Annotated in this window: 14 protein-coding genes; 7 read left to right on the forward strand and 7 right to left on the reverse strand. The window is 67.6% G+C overall.

What is annotated here, in order from left to right; all coding sequences use genetic code 11:
- Positions 1-10: 10 nt before the first annotated feature.
- The 6 genes from KM176_RS14025 to KM176_RS14050 all read right to left on the reverse strand — a co-directional run bounded on the left by KM176_RS14025 (position 11) and on the right by KM176_RS14050 (position 7,028).
- The gene (locus tag KM176_RS14025) at positions 11-709 is read right to left on the reverse strand and encodes a GntR family transcriptional regulator (RefSeq protein ID WP_160893948.1); all 699 of its coding nucleotides are present in this window, start codon (positions 707-709) and stop codon (positions 11-13) included.
- A 152-nt stretch (positions 710-861) separates the two neighbouring features.
- On the reverse strand, positions 862-1,626 hold the full coding sequence (locus KM176_RS14030; protein ID WP_160893946.1) for a FadR/GntR family transcriptional regulator: 765 nt from the start codon (positions 1,624-1,626) through the stop codon (positions 862-864).
- On the reverse strand, positions 1,595-2,563 hold the full coding sequence (locus KM176_RS14035) for an ABC transporter ATP-binding protein (RefSeq protein ID WP_160893944.1): 969 nt from the start codon (positions 2,561-2,563) through the stop codon (positions 1,595-1,597). Before KM176_RS14035 ends, KM176_RS14030 begins: the two co-directional genes overlap by 32 nt.
- Complete coding sequence (locus tag KM176_RS14040; RefSeq protein ID WP_160893942.1) at positions 2,560-4,428, reverse strand: dipeptide/oligopeptide/nickel ABC transporter permease/ATP-binding protein; 1,869 nt, start codon at positions 4,426-4,428, stop codon at positions 2,560-2,562. Before KM176_RS14040 ends, KM176_RS14035 begins: the two co-directional genes overlap by 4 nt.
- Positions 4,425-5,372 carry an ABC transporter permease gene (locus KM176_RS14045; protein WP_160893941.1) on the reverse strand — a complete coding sequence of 316 codons (948 nt, stop codon included), beginning with the start codon at positions 5,370-5,372 and terminating at the stop codon, positions 4,425-4,427. The genes KM176_RS14040 and KM176_RS14045 overlap by 4 nt, the downstream gene beginning before the upstream one ends.
- A 66-nt stretch (positions 5,373-5,438) precedes the next feature.
- Positions 5,439-7,028: an ABC transporter substrate-binding protein gene (locus KM176_RS14050; protein ID WP_160893939.1), complete on the reverse strand. Its 1,590-nt coding sequence runs from the start codon at positions 7,026-7,028 to the stop codon at positions 5,439-5,441.
- Between the two features lie 100 nt (positions 7,029-7,128).
- Between KM176_RS14050 and KM176_RS14055 the strand changes: the two genes are divergently transcribed.
- The 7 genes from KM176_RS14055 (at position 7,129) to KM176_RS14085 (ending at position 14,092) form a co-directional block, all read left to right on the forward strand.
- Positions 7,129-7,794 carry a DUF1028 domain-containing protein gene (locus KM176_RS14055; protein ID WP_160893937.1) on the forward strand — a complete coding sequence of 222 codons (666 nt, stop codon included), beginning with the start codon at positions 7,129-7,131 and terminating at the stop codon, positions 7,792-7,794.
- A gap of 279 nt (positions 7,795-8,073) precedes the next feature.
- Complete coding sequence (locus KM176_RS14060; protein WP_160893935.1) at positions 8,074-9,090, forward strand: polyamine ABC transporter substrate-binding protein; 1,017 nt, start codon at positions 8,074-8,076, stop codon at positions 9,088-9,090.
- 132 nt (positions 9,091-9,222) lie between these two features.
- Positions 9,223-10,050, forward strand: coding sequence for an ABC transporter permease (locus tag KM176_RS14065; RefSeq protein WP_160893933.1), 828 nt, complete (start codon positions 9,223-9,225; stop codon positions 10,048-10,050).
- A gap of 4 nt (positions 10,051-10,054) precedes the next feature.
- Positions 10,055-10,843 carry an ABC transporter permease gene (locus KM176_RS14070; RefSeq protein ID WP_202397795.1) on the forward strand — a complete coding sequence of 263 codons (789 nt, stop codon included), beginning with the start codon at positions 10,055-10,057 and terminating at the stop codon, positions 10,841-10,843.
- A 5-nt stretch (positions 10,844-10,848) separates the two neighbouring features.
- Entirely contained in the window at positions 10,849-11,910 is a 1,062-nt protein-coding gene (locus KM176_RS14075; protein ID WP_160893931.1) for an ABC transporter ATP-binding protein, read from the forward strand.
- Positions 11,907-13,220 carry an amidohydrolase family protein gene (locus KM176_RS14080; protein ID WP_160893929.1) on the forward strand — a complete coding sequence of 438 codons (1,314 nt, stop codon included), beginning with the start codon at positions 11,907-11,909 and terminating at the stop codon, positions 13,218-13,220. The genes KM176_RS14075 and KM176_RS14080 overlap by 4 nt, the downstream gene beginning before the upstream one ends.
- Positions 13,217-14,092 carry a nucleoside hydrolase gene (locus KM176_RS14085; protein ID WP_160893927.1) on the forward strand — a complete coding sequence of 292 codons (876 nt, stop codon included), beginning with the start codon at positions 13,217-13,219 and terminating at the stop codon, positions 14,090-14,092. Before KM176_RS14080 ends, KM176_RS14085 begins: the two co-directional genes overlap by 4 nt.
- Here the strand turns inward: KM176_RS14085 and KM176_RS14090 are convergent.
- Entirely contained in the window at positions 14,089-15,258 is a 1,170-nt protein-coding gene (locus KM176_RS14090; RefSeq protein ID WP_160893925.1) for an amidohydrolase, read from the reverse strand. The genes KM176_RS14085 and KM176_RS14090 overlap by 4 nt on opposite strands.
- Position 15,259 lies beyond the last annotated feature (1 nt).

Consider the following 15,259-nt stretch of genomic DNA (forward strand, 5'->3'; position numbering starts at 1 on the left):
GGAGCCGCCCCTACTGCCAGGCCGCCACGGGTTCGCGGCTGGGCCGCGCTGCGGGCGCGACCGGGCCCGGCGCGCCCAGGGTGCCGCCATGGCAGATGTGATCGGACAGCAGCGCCGTCGCCCGCGCCCCGTCCCCCGCCAGCACCGCCGCGACCAGGATCCGGTGCTCGCGCAGCGTCAGCGCCGTGCGCGCCGCGATGCGTTCGTTCTGATGCCGCAGCACCGCCATTTTCGGCGCAATCGCCCGGTAGCTGTCGGCCAGGTAGCTGTTGCCGGCGGCGTCGATGATTTCCTGATGGAATTCGGTGTCGACGGCGCGGTATTCGAAATCATCGCCCAGTTCCAGTGCCGCCTCCATGCGCAGCACGCAGTCCTGCAGCCGCCGCCCCAGACGCGCCGCATCCTGCTGCATCGCCGTGGCAAGGGCCGCCCCCTCCAGCGCCACCCGCACCGCGCTGATCTGCGCAAGGTCCTGATCCTCCAGCTGGAAGACGAAGGTGCCGCGCTGCGGCACCACCTCGACCAGCCCCTCGGCCTCCAGCCGGTTGATCGCCTCGCGGATCGGGGTGCGGCTGACGTTGAGCTGCTGCGCCAGACGGACCTCGGACATGTGGCTGCCCTGCGCCAACCGCCCGCCGATGATCCAGCTGCGCAGCATAGAGGTGACCTGTTCCGTCAGTGAGCGGGGCTTGAAGGGGGGAGCATTCATCGTGTTTTCCTGGCTTGGACTGGCTGGGAAACGCCGCATTTACCCTGCGTTTCTAGACCGTTACCGCCCCACGGGGCACTGCCAGAACATTAGCCGTATGCTCACGATATTTTTAGCTATAGGAAATCATAGCTGGATTTTGCCGATGAAACTCATTCTTCCATGAAGCGGCTCAGCGCTCGGGCCTCCTGATCCCCCATCAGCGCCCAGGCGGTTTCCATGTGGGATTTCATGATCGCCCGCGCCGCGCCCGCATCGCCCTCGCGCAGCGCCACCAGAAGGCGGCGGTGGAAATCGTGGCCGCGCAGGCGCAGCTCCGGATTGGCGGGCGCGTAAAGCTGGCGCGACACGGTGATGTCGGTCAGCAGCTTCACGGTGAATTCGATCACGAAGCTCAGCAGGCGGTTTTCGCCCTGCGCCGCCAGCAGCGCGTGGAATTTCAGAGAGGCAACATGCTGCGCGCGCTCCTCCTCCGGGGTGGCGGCGGGGCTGGCGTAGTCCTCGGTCAGGGCCTCCAGCTCGGCCAGCGCCTCCTCCGAAAGCCGCCCGGCCAGCGCCGCGACCAGCTCTGGCTCCAGCGCGCGGCGCATCTGGTAGGCATCGCCGATGGTCAGGTCCTGAAAGTAGAAGTAGTTGCCCAGCAGCGCCGTGGCGCGTTCGGTGCTGACCGCATGAACGAATGATCCCCCGCCCGGCCCGGTGCGGGTGCGGATCAGCCCCTGCGCCTCAAGGATGCGCATCGCCTCGCGGATCGTGCCCTTGGCCATGCCGAAGGTCTCGATCATCTCGGGTTCGCTGGGCAGGCGGTCGCCGGGCTTCATGGCGCGTTCCACGACCATGTCCTTGATCGCCTCGGCCACCGCCGCCGGGCGCGAAAGCTTCGCTTCAGGTTTCGAGCGGGTGGTGGCAGGCGGCAAGCTGGTCCTCTCCCATCTGGCGCAGCGCCGGGTCTTCGCGCCGGCAGAGGTCTGTCGCCCGAGGGCAGCGCCCGGCAAAGGCGCAGCCCGCAGGCGGGTTCAGCGGATCGGGCAGTTCGCTGCCCTTCTGCTCGGGCGCGCTCAGGGGGCGTCCCACCACCGGCGCACTCTCCGCGAGAAGCCTAGTATAGGGATGACGGGGAGAATTGAATATCTCTTCCGCCCGCCCGACCTCGACCACGGCGCCGAAATACAGCACCACAACCCGGTCCGAGATCGCCTCGACCACCGCGAGATCGTGGGAAATGAAAAGGTAGGTCAGCCCCAGGTCGCGCCGAAGCTGCCCCAGCAGGTTCAGCACCTGCGCCTGCACCGAGACATCGAGCGCCGAGACAGGTTCATCCAGGATCAGGATCTCGGGGGCGGCGGCCAGGGCACGGGCGATGCCGATCCGCTGCGCCTGCCCGCCCGAGAATTCATGCGGGTAACGTTCCAGGAACTCCGCGCGCAGGTTCACGCTGCCGAAGATCTCGGCGATGCGGGCCTCGCGCGCGGCGCGGTCCATGCCGTGCAGCTGCTTCAGCGGCACCTCAAGGATCTGCCGGATGGTCTTGCGCGGGTTGAGGCTGCTGATCGGGTCCTGGAAGACATACTGGATCAGCCGTCCGAAAGCCGCCGGATCGGCGGTATCAAGCGCCTTTCCAGCAATCTCGATCTGCCCCGTCGAGGGCGGGATCAACCCCACCAGCATCCGCGCCAGCGTGGACTTTCCGCATCCCGATTCCCCCACGATGCCAAGGGTTTCGCCCTTTCTGACCTGAAGCGAGAGCGGCCGCACCGCGCGCACCCCGGGCCGCGCCTTGCCGAACAGGGGCTTGGGCAGCGGGAAGGTCTTTGACAGCTCGGTGATGGTCAGGGCGTTCATCTCGGCACTCATGTCGGGGCCTCCTCGGGGAACAGGCAGCGCACGGCGCGGGGGGCGGCCCCTTCCAGCGCGATCTCGCCGCGCCGGCAGGCCTCCTGCGCCTTCGCGCAACGCGGGGCGAAGGCACAGCCCTCGGGCAGCTTGTCGACCACCGGGGGCAGCCCGGGGATCGCGGCCAGCGTGCGGCGCCCGCCGCCCAGCTCGGGCACGCAGGCGATCAGGCGTTTCGTGTAGGGATGGGCGGGCGCGTCGAGGATCTGCATCGTCGGCCCCTCCTCGACGATGCGGCCCGCATACATCACCGCCACCCGGTCGCAAAGCTGGGCGACGACGCCGAAATCATGGGTGATGAACAGGATCGCAAGGCCCCTTTCGCGCCGCAGCTCGTCCAGCAGCGACAGGATCTGCGCCTGCACCGTGACGTCGAGCGCGGTGGTCGGTTCATCCGCGATGATCACCTCGGGCTCGTTGATCATGGCCATGGCGATGCCGACACGCTGGCGCATGCCGCCCGACATCTCGTGCGGGTAATTCTCCAGCCGGCTTTCGGGGTTGGGGATGCGGACAGCCTCCAGCATCTCCAGCGCGCGGGCGCGGGCCTGCGCCTTCGGCAGGGCGCGGTGGCTCCGGATCGCCTCGATCAGCTGGTCGCCGATGGTGAACAGCGGATGCAGAGTCGCCAGCGGATCCTGGAAGATATAGGCCACCTTCGCGCCGCGCCGCGCCCGCAGATCCCCGGGCCGGAGCGAGAGCAGATCGGTGCCGTCATGGCGCACCGCCCCGCCTGTGATCACACCCGGAGGCGAGGCCACAAGCCCCATCACCGACAGCGCCGTGACGGATTTCCCGGACCCGCTTTCACCAATGATCCCAAGGCATTCTCCTGGCTTCACATGCAGCGAGACATCGTTGACCGCGCGGTAGACCCGGCGCCCGACATGGAACTGGGTTTCCAGGTTCTGCAGATCCAGCACGCCCTGCTGCGGTACCTCGGGCACATGCTCGCGCGCCACCCGGGTGGCGGCGCGGGGCCGCGACAGGGCGCCCGATTTCAGCCGCGGGTCCAGCGCGTCGCGCACCCCGTCGCCCAGCAGGTTGATCGACATCACGATGAGGAAGATCATGATCCCCGGCACGACCGAGCTGTGCGGCGCGGTGATCAGCGCCGCGCGCGCCTCCCCCAGCATGGAGCCCAGATCCGCCTGCGGTGGCTGGCTGCCCAGTCCCAGGAACGACAGGCCCGCGGTCTCCAGGATCATCCAGCCGACGGTGGTCGAGATGCCGATGACGATGACCGGCAGGACGTTGGGCAGCAGCTCCGACAGGATGATCCTTGTGTGCCCCAGCCCCGACAGCCGCGCCGCGTCGATGAATTCGCGCCCCGCAAGGCCCACGGTCAGGCCCCGGATGTTGCGGGCGAAGAAGGGCACGTTGACGGCGGCCACCGCGATCAGCGCATTGACCAGGCCCGGCCCCAGGGCCGCGACGATGGCCAGCGCCAGCAGGATGTAGGGAAAGGCCATCAGCATGTCGATCAGCCGCATGATGACATTGTCGGTGCGCCCGCCGAAATAGCCCGCCACGATCCCGATGGCCGATCCCGTCACCGCCGCCCCCAGCGCCGCCACGGTCCCCACCGCCAGGCTGAGCCGCGTGCCAAGCAGCAGCCGCGACAGCAGATCCCGGCCCAGATTGTCGGTGCCCAGCAGATGGCCGGGGCTGAAGGGCCGGGCAAAACGCTCGGCCGTGTTGGTGACATCGGGCGGTTGCAGCGGCAGCAGCGGCGTCACCAGCGCCAGCGCCACGATCCCCGTGATCACGACGCCCCCCAGCGCCGCCAGACGGTTGCGCAGCAGCAGTTTCAGAAATCCGCTCATGCCTTGATCCTCGGGTCCAGAAGGCCCTGGACCACGTCCACGGCAATGTTGAAGACCACGTAGCAGGCCGCCACGAAGACCACGCCGCCCTGCACCAGCAGGATGTCGCGCTTCAGGATCGCATCGACCAGCATCCGCCCCACCCCGGGCCATTGAAAGACCATCTCGATATAGACCGCCCCCGACAGCACAAAGCCCGCCTGCAGGCCCAGCACCGGCAGGATCGACACCATGGCGGCCTTGAGCGCATGGCGCAGCACCACCCGGGTTTCGCTGACGCCTTTGGCGCGGGCGGTGCGGATATAGTCCTGGCGCAGCACCTCCAGCATCGCCGATCGGGCCATCCGCGCGATCACCCCGGTGGCCACGGCGGCCAGCGCCAGTGCTGGCATCGCCAGGTGGCGCGCCAGATCGGCCAGATCGCCGCCGCCATAGATCGCATACATCCCCGAGACGGGCAGCCATTTCAGCCGCACCGCGAAGATCAGGATCATCATCATGCCCAGGAAGAAGCTCGGCACCGAGATGCCGATCAGCACCACGAAGGTGATCGCCCGGTCCGCCCAGCCATATTGCCGCGCCGCCGAGACGACGCCCGCCAGCACGCCGAGGATCGCGCAGAGCACGAAGCTGGTCCCTGCCAGCACCATGGTGGCGCTGAAACGATCCAGGATCTCGTCCAGGACGGGACGGTTCAGCGCATAGCTGCGCCCGAAATCCCCGGTCAGCATGTGGCCCAGCCAGATGAAGTAGCGCTGCACCAGCGGCTTATCGAGCCCGAGCGAGGCATTGATGCGCGCGACGTTCTCGGGCGTGGCATAGCTGCCGAGGATGGCGGTGGCGGGGTCTCCGGGGATCATGGCCATGATGAGGAACACGATGACCGTGATCCCCAGCAGCACCGGGATCGCCGAGACCAGGCGCCTCAGGATATAGCCCGTCATCAGAGCTCTCCTCGTCTGGCTGTCGGATGGCGGGGGCGCCGCGACGCCCCCGGGATTCAGGCGGGATCAGGCCTTGGTGACCTTGCCCAGCTCCAGCAGGAACGAGGGCTGCAGGGTAAAGTGCGACACCGCCGCCGAGGTCACGGCGTTCTGCTTCCAGTTTGCCACGAAGACCCAGGGCGCGTCGTCATGGACGATCCCGGCCATCTTGCGATAAAGCGCGCCGCGCTTGTCCTGATCGGTTTCCTTGCGGGCCTCTTCCAGCAGGCTGTCGACCTCCGGGTTGGAATAGTAGCCGGAGTTGAAGCCGCCCTGATCGGGGAAGGCCGCCGTGCGCAGGGTCAGGAAGGGCAGCGTGTCGGGATCATTGGTCATCCAGGCCATCTCGGCCATGTCGGCCTGCCCCTCCAGCCCGGGGTTCACCTTGCCGAGGAAGGTGTTCCATTCGAAGGTCTCGATCTTCACGTCGAAGCCCACGGCCTTCAGATCCGCCTGGATCGCGGTGCCCATCGGGATCGGGTCCAGCATCCCCGATCCGCCCTCGGTCACGTAGAAGGTCACCGACAGATCCGTGGCGCCGGACTGCGCGATCAGCGCCTTCGCCTTCTCGGGATCGTAGGGATAGGGCTCCAGGCTGTCGTCATAGGCCCAGGAGAACGCCGGGGCGACGGGACCGTTCGACACCGCCGCCGTGCCCTCCAGCACATCCCCGCAGAGCGCCTTCTTGTTGATCGCGTAATTCGCCGCCTGCCGCAGCAGCTTGTCGGCAAAGGGGCCGTCCTTCATGTTCAGGATCAGGAACCAGACATGGGGCCCGGCCTGCTCGGCCAGCTTGAAATCCTGGGTCCGGAACTGCGCCAGCGCCGTCGGCGGCACCTCGACCATCATGTCGATGCCGCCCGACAGCATCTCGGCCACGCGGGTATTGGCATCGGTGATGGGCCGGAAGACCAGCGCCTCCAGCTCCGGGGCGCCATCCCAGTAATCGGGGTTCTTCTCCAGCACCACCGCCTCGTTCGAGCGCCATTCCTTGAACTTGAAGGGCCCGGTGCCGACCGGGCTGCGGCCAAAGTCCTTCCCCCCCGCCTTCACCCCCGCGGGCGAGACGATCAGCCCGGTCGGATAGGCCAGGTTCGACAGGAAGGGCGCATAGGGTTCGTTCAGGGTGAACTTCACCGTCCTGGCATCCACCGCCTCGGTCTGCGTGATGGCCGAGAAGAAGAAGGCCAGCGGGAAGGGGCCGGTGTCGTGATAGGGATGATCCTCGACCAGCATCCGGTCGAAGTTGAACTTCACCGCCTCGGCATCGACGGGCGTGCCGTCATGGAACTGCACGCCCTCCTTGAGGGTAAAGGTATAGACCGTGCCACCCTCCGAGATCTCCCAGCCCTCCGCCAGCGCCGGCTCCACCTCCAGCGTGCCGGACTTGTAGCGCACCAGCCCGTCGTAAAGGTTCACCAGGATGCGGAAATCATTGACGGCGGTGTCGGCGGCCGGGTCCAGCGACTTCGGCTCGGCGATCTGGCCGACGATCAGCACGCCGGCGGGCGTCTGCGCCAGCGCCGGGCTGGCCGCACAAAGCGCCAGCGCGCTCACCGCCATGGTCGATCCTGCCAGGCCAAGGAAGCCCCGGCGTGTCCAGCTTGCAGATGTCATCTCGGGCACTCCCCTGTTGGTATGGAATCGAATTTATCATGATAATTTGCCCGGTCAAATTTTTCATGATAATTAGGGGCAGATCAGACGAAAGCAGACCATGACCTATTCGATTCTTGTGCGAGACCCAGACACCGGCAGCCTGGCGGGGGCGGCCACCACCGGATCGCTCTGCGTGGGGGGCTGGGTGCTGCGGGGCGACCTGCGGGCCGGGATGTCGGCCTCCCAGGGGGCCTCGCCCTCGACGCTCTGGGGCGGGGACGTGCTTGCGGCCATGCGCGCGGGCGCGACCGCCGCCCAGGCGGTCCGCCAGATCACCGGGGCCGACAGCGGGCGCGGCTACCGCCAGCTCTCGGCGCTGGCCCGCGACGGCATCGGCGCCAGCTTCACCGGCCCCCTCAACACCCCGCAGATGGGCGGCCTGGTCTTCGACAACGGCGTGGCGGCGGGCAACCTGCTCTCCAGCACCGACGTGATCGCGGCGGCAGCCGAGACCTGGCAGCAGACCCGCGGCCCGATCGGAGAGCGCCTGATCGCCGCCCTGCGCGCCGGAGAGGCCGCCGGCAGCGACAGCCGCGGCCTCCTCTCGGCCGCCCTGCTGATCCTGCACCCCGACCAGGCCCCCCTCACCCTGCGCATAGATTACCACCCCGGCGACCCGATCGGCGCCCTCGCCGATCTCTTCGCCCGCGCCACCAGCGGCGACTATGCCTTCTGGGCCCGCCAGGTCCCCTCGCTCTCCCAGCCCGAACGCGGCCTCGACTGAACGGCCCTCGCCCTGCCGTTGCACCGGGCACGCGCCCTCCCTGTCATCTGGCCGCAAATATCCCGGGGGAATCGCGCCGCAGGCGCGATGGGGGCAGCGCCCCCGCCGCCCGTCCATCCACAACCTGCACAGGAATTGACCATTTGCCCACGAACGGGAAAAGTCCCGCAACGGCATCATCCCGCTTGACTTGCACCCCCGCCCTGTCGCCCTACTCAGTCACCGGATCATCTGGGCAGGCACAGGCCCGATTCACTCAGGAAGCGACAGGTCAGCGACATGAAGAAATCCCTCATGGTCTCCGCCCTCGCGCTCGTGGCCTCGGCGGCTGCGGCGCAGGCCGAAACTCTCACCATTTCCTGGTGGGGCTACAACGGCGACAAGCTCAACGCCAACATCATCGAGCCCTTCAAGCAGAAGTGCGGCTGCGACGTCGTGTTCGAGACCGGCAACAACGCCGACCGTCTGGGCAAGCTGGCCGCGCGCGGCGGCAAGGGCGTCGACGTGATCTTCCTGACCGACGCCTATTCCCAGGTCGGCATCGAGAACGGCGTCTTCGCCAAGTTCGACCGCTCCAAGCTGACCAACCTCGACAAGATCTACCCGATCGCCCGCGATCCCCAGAACGGCTACGGCCCGGCCTATACCGTGGGCCGCATCGGCATCGTCTACGACGCCGACAAGGTGGCGCCGATCACTTCCTGGAACGACCTGTGGCGCGATGACCTGAAGGGCAAGATCTCCCTGCCCAGCATCACCACCACCGCCGGCCCGATGTTCGTGGTCGAAGCCGGCAAGCATGCCGGTGTCGATGCCTACGAAGACCCCGATGCCGCCTTCAAGGCGATCGAGGAGATCAAGCCGAACACCGTCAAGAACTACAACACCGGCTCCGAGATGGTGAACCTCGCCTCCACCGGCGAAATGTCGGTCACCATGACCCAGGACTTCACCCTGAAGTCTCTGAAGGACGCGGTGCCGGGCATGACCTGGGCGAACCTCTCGGATGGCGACATCGCGGTGCTGAACACCGTGAACATCCCCAAGGGCGCCTCCAACCCGGAGCTGGCCTACCAGTTCATCGACTTCCTGCTCTCGACCGAGGTGCAGCAGAAGGAAGCCGAACAGGGCGTCGACGCGCCGATCAACATGGACGTCAAGCTCTCGGCCGACCAGGCCAAGATGTGGACCTATGGCCAGGACCAGATCGACGCGCTGAACATCATGGATTACAGCAAGATGAACGAGGCGAAGACCGACTGGGTCGATCGCTGGAACGAAATCTTCGGCATGTGATCACAGCCCGCCGGGGGGCCTTCCCCCGGCACCAGACAGCAACCGGGACGCGGGGTCAGCCCTCCGCGTCCCGTCTTGATTTTCCGGCCCGGCCCCCCCCCGCCCGGCCCATTCCCGGAGAAGGAGCAGCCAATGTCTCCCCGTCAGCGTGCCTGGGTGCTCTCGGCCCCCGCGCTTTTGCTGGTCATCGTCTTCCTGGGCCTTCCGGTCCTCTCGACGCTGGCCACAACCTTCGGTGACCCCAAGGGTCCCTTCCATCAATATGCCGCCTTCTTCGACAGCAAGCTGCGCATGCGCGTGCTCTGGCGCACCCTCGAGGTCGCGCTGGTCACCACCGCCGTCTCGCTTTTCGTGGGCTTCGTGACCGCCTGGGTGGTGTCGAAGGCACCGGCCCGCATCAAGTCCCTGCTGATCATCGCGGCGGTCTTCCCGCTGCTGACCGGCGTGGTGGTGCGCTCCTTCGCCTGGCTGGTGATCCTGGGCAAGAACGGCATCGTCAACGAGACGCTGCTGCGCCTGCACCTGATCAGCGAGCCGCTGAACATGCTCTACACGCAGTTCTCGGTCACCATCGCGATGATCTACCTCTTCGTGCCGCTGATGATCCTGACGCTTGTGGGCGTGCTGGAAGGCATCCCCCAGGACCTGACCGATGCCGCGGCAAGCCTGGGGGCGAAGCCCGCCGCCGCCTTCCGCCAGGTGGTGCTGCCGATGGCGGTGCCCGGGCTGATCGTCGGATCGGTGCTGGTCTTCACCGGCTCCTTCACCAGCTACGCCACGCCCCAGCTGCTGGGCGGAGAGCGCCAGATGATGATGGGCACCTTCCTGTACCAGCGCGCCATGGTCACCTTCGACTGGGTCGGCGCCTCGACCATCGCCGCCGTCATGGTGGTGGTGACGCTGGTCACCGTGCTGATCATGTCGAAACTGGCGCAACGCCTGAACCCAGTCGCGGGGTAAGATCATGAAAACCAAGACCCACCCGCTGCTGATCGCCTTCGCGGCCCTCGTCTTTGCCTTCCTGATCGGGCCGCTGATCATCATCATCGGCGCCTCGCTGTCGGATTCCAGCTTCCTGACCTTCCCGCCGCGCGGCCTGACCCTGCACTGGTACGAGAACGTCTTCGCCATCTCGGCCTTCCCGCGCACCATGTGGACCAGCTTCCAGCTGGCGGTGGGCGGCACGGCGCTGTCGATGTGCATCGGCATCCCCGCCGCCTACGCCATGGCGCGCTACCGCATCCAGCTGCCGCGTTTCCTGGGCAATATCTACGTGCTGCCGATCCTGATCCCCGAGATCGTGCTGGGCTTCTCGCTGATGAAGTCCATGGCCATCGGGATGGACATGCCGATCATGGCCTCGCTGATGATCGGCCATGCGCTGATCGTGCTGCCCTACTGCGTGCGCGTCGTCGGCGCCTCGCTGAACTCCTTCGACTTCTCGATCGAGGAAGCGGCGATCAGCCTGGGTTGCCCGCGCTGGAAGGCCTTCTTCACCGTGGTCCTGCCGAACGTCCGCGCCGGCATCATCGCGGGCTTCATCCTGGCCTTCATCACCTCGATCAACGACGTTTCCGTCTCGATCTTCCTGACCGGCCCGGGCGTCTCGACCCTGCCGATCCAGATCCTTGCCCATATGGAGCAGTTCTTCGATCCGACCATCGCCTCGGTTTCCGTGCTGCTGATGTTCGTGACCGTGGCCGTGATGGCCGTCGTCGAACGCACCCTGGGCCTGACCTTCCTGACCAAGTGAGCGCCATGACCGTTTCCCTGTCCCTCGAACAGATCACCGCCCATTACGGCGCCACCAAGGTTCTGGAAGACCTCTCGCTGCATGTCGGCGAGGGAGAGCTGGTGTCGCTGCTGGGCTCCTCCGGCTGCGGCAAGACCACCACGCTGCGGCTGGTGGCGGGCTTCCTCGAACCCACCTCGGGCGCCATCAAGCTGGGTGAACGTGACCTGACCCGCCTGCCCGCCCATGCCCGCGACATCGGGCTGGTGTTCCAGACCTATGCGCTGTTCCCGCACCTGACCGTGCGCGACAACGTGGCCTTCGGGCTGAAACAGCGCAAGGTCGCCACCGCCGAGCGCAACCGCCGCGCCGACGACATGATCGAGCGCGTCGGCCTTGGCCACCTGGCCGATCGCTACCCGGCCAACCTCTCGGGCGGTCAGCGCCAGCGCGTGGCGCTGGCCCGCGCCCTGGTGATCGAGCCGCCGCTGCTGATGTTCGATGAGCCGCTCTCGAACCTCGATGCGAAGCTGCGTGTCGACATGCGGGTCGAAATCCGCCGCCTCCAGCAGGCCAACGGCACCACCGCGCTCTACGTGACCCACGACCAGGAAGAGGCCTTCTCCATCTCCGACCGCGTGGCGATCATGAACGCCGGGCAGATCATGCAGCTCGACACGCCCGAGGTGCTGTATTCGCGCCCCGCCAACGCCTTCGTGGCGGATTTCGTGGGCTTCGAGAACATGATCCCGATGCGCGCCATCGGCGAGGCCGGCGATGCCGTGCGCGCCGAGATGGCGGGCGGTGCCACGCTCGACTTCCCGAAATCGCAGTTCACCGTGCCGTCGCAGGACTTCGTGCTGGCAACCCGCCCCGAGGGGCTGGCGGTGTCGACCACCGACTGGGGCATCCCGGCAACGCTGGGCCTGCGCACCTATCTGGGCCGCGCCTACCAGTACCAGTGCACCACCCCGGCAGGCGAGGTGAAGGCCAACGGCCCGCTGAGCGCGCCCTATGACGAGGGGCTGCACGTCAACCTGATCCCCCTGCCCGAGCAGTGCTGCCTGCTGCCCGCAGCCTCGGCATGAAGATCCTGACCAATGCCCGCATCCTGACCATGGATGCGGGCCTTACCGAGCACGCGCGCGGCTGGATCGCGCTGCAGGACGACCGGATCGTCGCGCTTGGGGACGGCCCCGCCCCCGAAGGCGAGACCGAGGACATGGGCGGCGACCTGATCCTGCCCGGCATGGTCAATCCCCACTGCCACATGCCGATGACCCTGTTCCGAGGTCTGGGCGAGGACGTGGATGACCGCCTGTTCCGCTATATCCTGCCGCTGGAGCGCGCGCTGGTCACCGCCGATGTGGTCGAAACCGGCGCCCGCCTTGCCGCGCTTGAGATGATCCGCGGCGGCGTCACCTGTGTGGCGGACATGTATTACTTCGAGGACCGCATCAGCGCGGTGCTGGACGAAAGCGGCCTGCGCGGTGTCGTGGGCCAGACGCTGGCGAATTTCGCCGCCCCCGATCATGGCTCCATGGACGAAGGCTTTGCCCGGCTCGACGCGCTGGCGGACCTTTACGCGGATCATCCGCGCATCACCGCCTCGGCTGCGCCGCACGCGCCCTATTCCACCGGCCTCGAGGTGATGGCCCGGGTCGCGCGCTGGAACGAGGGGCGCGGCCTGCCCGTGCAGATGCACCTGGCCGAAACCCGGCCCGAGCTGGACTGGGCCGAGCGCGAACACGGCTGCACCACGGTCGAGGTCGCCGAGCGCGCCGGTCTGCTGAGCCCGCATCTGGTCGCCGCCCATTGCATGTACCCGACCGGGGCCGACATGGACCTGATGGCCACGCGCGGCGTCAACGTGGCCTACAACGCGCGTTCGAACGGCAAGGCCGGGCGCGGCATCGCCCCGATCAACGCCCTGCGGGCACGCGGCGTGAACGTCGGCATCGCCACCGACGGGCCGATGTCGGGCAACACGCTGGACCTTTTCAGCCAGTTCGGCCCCGCGACCATGTTCCAGAAGATCGCCGCCGGCACCCGGGGCGCCTTGCCCTGCGTCGACGTGATCCGCATGGCCACGATCGAGGGCGCGGCAACGCTGGGCATGGCCCATCGCATCGGTTCCCTTGAACCCGGCAAGCAGGCCGACCTGATCCGCATCAGCCTGGACGATCCGCGCCTGCATCCGATCTACGACATCTACTCCATGCTGGTCTTCGCGACGCTGGCCAGCGACGTGCGCGCCACCATGGTCGCCGGGCAATGGCTGATGCAGGACCGCAAGGTGCTGACGCTGGATGCGAAGAAGGCGATGGCGGACCTTCTTCAGGTGGCCGACCGCTTCAAGGCCCGCATCGCCGAAATCGACAGGGAGCATCTGCAATGATCGTCATCGACACCGATCCCGGCCTTGACGATGCGCTGGCGATCCTGTTCGCGCTGCGCTCGCCGCTGCTGGAAGTCGCGGCGCTGACCTCGGTTTCCGGCAATATCGGGCTGGGGCTGACCACCGCCAATGCGCTGAACCTCGTGGCGCTGGCCGGCTCTAAGGTTCCGGTGCACCCGGGCGCCGATGCCCCCCTGGCCCGCGCCCATGAGCCCGAAATCGCCATTCACGGCGATGACGGTCTGGGCGGCGTGGTGCTGCCTGCCAGCCCCGAAGCGCCCGCAGGCTCCGCCATCGCCGCACTGGCGCAGCTGCTGATGGAGCACCCGGCGGACAGCCTCGATCTGCACTGCCTCGGGCCGCTCACCAATATCGCGCTGCTGCTGGATCAGGCCCCCGAAGCCGCCGCCCGGATCGGCCGGATCATCGCCATGGGCGGCGCCGTCGACACCCACGGCAACTTCGGCCCCGGCAATCGGGCCGAGTTCAACCTGGGCCAGGACCCGGAGGCCGCGCAGCGCGTGCTGCACGCCGGGCTGGATGTGGTGCTGATCCCGCTGGATGCGACGCGCCAGTTCCGCGCCGATGCTGCCTGGCTTGCCGCGCTGCGGGCCACCGGACAGGTCGCCGCCGTCACCTCCGCCGATCTGGTGCAGGCCTATTTCGGCGAGACCGAGCGCGAAAGCCGCCCGCTGCACGATCCCTGCGTGCCGCTTTACGCGCTTTTCCCGGATCTGTTCACCGTCGAGACCCGCCCCCTTCAGGTGGACGGGATCGGCGCGCTGGTCGAGGGGCCGCATCCGATCCGCGTGGCGATGGGCCTTGATGCCCCCGCCCTGCGCGCGCACCTGCTGGAGGGGCTGGCCGCCTAGGCCAGCTCTTCCTCCACGATGGCGCGCCAGAAGGCGACGCCATGGGGGATGCAGGCATCGTTGAAATCGTAGTTGCGGTTGTGGTGCTGACCGTTCACGCGGGTTTCCCCCATGCCCAGCCAGACATAGCAGCCGGGCACCCGGGTTCCGAACTCGGCGAAATCATCCCCGGCGGTCGAGGGCGGGAAGCTTTCGCGCAGCAGATCCGCGCCCAGAGTGGCCCGCACGGCGCGGCGGGCGGCCTCGGTCGGGGGCTCGGCATTCACCACCGGCGGAATCCGGCGGGTGAAGGTATAATCCGCCTCAATCCCGTAGCTGGCGGCCAGACCCTTCGCATGGCGCCCGATGGCCTCTTCCAGCTGGTCGCGCACCGTCGTCGAATAGGCCCGGGCGGTGCCGCCGATGCGCACCACCTCGGGGATCACGTTCAGGGCGTTGAAATCGCCCGCCTCCAGCGCGCAGGCGCTGATCACGGCGGGTTCCAGCGGGTCGACCTCGCGCGCGACGATGGAATGCACCTGGCCCAGGAACTGCCCCGCCACGGTCACCGCATCGCGGCCCTGATGGGGCTTGGCGCCGTGCGAACCGATGCCCCGGAAGGTCACCGTCCAGCTGTCCGAAGAGGCCAGCTGAGGCCCCGTCACCGCCGCGATCACCCCCAGATCCAGCCCCGGCATGTTGTGCAGCCCATAGGCCGCATCCACCGGGAACTGGTCGAAGAAGCCGTCCGCCACCATGGCCGCGCCACCGCCGCGCCCTTCCTCGGCGGGCTGGAAGACGAAATGCACCGTGCCGGAGAATGCACCCGACGCCGCCAGCGCCTCGGCGGCGCCCAGCAGCATCGTGGTGTGTCCGTCATGCCCGCAGGCATGCATCTTGCCGGGGCGGGTCGAGGCATAGGGCAGCCCGGTCTCCTCGGGCATGGCCAGCGCATCCATGTCGGCACGCAGAAGGATCGCCCGGTTGCCCGACCCGCGCCGCAGCGTGCCCACCACGCCGGTGCCGCCCAGCCCGGTCGTCACCTCGATCCCGGCGGCCCTGAGGCGCGCGGCGACGATCCCGGCAGTGCGGGTTTCCTCGAAGCCAAGCTCGGGGTGGGCATGCAGATCGCGCCTGAGCGCACTCAGTTCCGCGAGGGTATCCGCGTCCATCAGCGGTTTCGTCATG

The organism is Pseudooceanicola endophyticus (genome assembly GCF_018760365.1).
GTDB lineage: Bacteria > Pseudomonadota > Alphaproteobacteria > Rhodobacterales > Rhodobacteraceae > Pseudooceanicola > Pseudooceanicola endophyticus.

Coding starts and splice junctions, on each gene's coding strand:
- KM176_RS14025 (WP_160893948.1), bottom strand. CDS start 709: ATGAATGCTCCCCCCTTCAAGCCCCGCTCACTGACGGAACAGGTCACC.
- KM176_RS14035 (WP_160893944.1), bottom strand. CDS start 2,563: ATGAGTGCCGAGATGAACGCCCTGACCATCACCGAGCTGTCAAAGACC.
- KM176_RS14040 (WP_160893942.1), bottom strand. CDS start 4,428: ATGAGCGGATTTCTGAAACTGCTGCTGCGCAACCGTCTGGCGGCGCTG.
- KM176_RS14045 (WP_160893941.1), bottom strand. CDS start 5,372: ATGACGGGCTATATCCTGAGGCGCCTGGTCTCGGCGATCCCGGTGCTG.
- KM176_RS14050 (WP_160893939.1), bottom strand. CDS start 7,028: ATGACATCTGCAAGCTGGACACGCCGGGGCTTCCTTGGCCTGGCAGGA.
- KM176_RS14055 (WP_160893937.1), top strand. CDS start 7,129: ATGACCTATTCGATTCTTGTGCGAGACCCAGACACCGGCAGCCTGGCG.
- KM176_RS14060 (WP_160893935.1), top strand. CDS start 8,074: ATGAAGAAATCCCTCATGGTCTCCGCCCTCGCGCTCGTGGCCTCGGCG.
- KM176_RS14065 (WP_160893933.1), top strand. CDS start 9,223: ATGTCTCCCCGTCAGCGTGCCTGGGTGCTCTCGGCCCCCGCGCTTTTG.
- KM176_RS14070 (WP_202397795.1), top strand. CDS start 10,055: ATGAAAACCAAGACCCACCCGCTGCTGATCGCCTTCGCGGCCCTCGTC.
- KM176_RS14075 (WP_160893931.1), top strand. CDS start 10,849: ATGACCGTTTCCCTGTCCCTCGAACAGATCACCGCCCATTACGGCGCC.
- KM176_RS14080 (WP_160893929.1), top strand. CDS start 11,907: ATGAAGATCCTGACCAATGCCCGCATCCTGACCATGGATGCGGGCCTT.
- KM176_RS14085 (WP_160893927.1), top strand. CDS start 13,217: ATGATCGTCATCGACACCGATCCCGGCCTTGACGATGCGCTGGCGATC.
- KM176_RS14090 (WP_160893925.1), bottom strand. CDS start 15,258: ATGACGAAACCGCTGATGGACGCGGATACCCTCGCGGAACTGAGTGCG.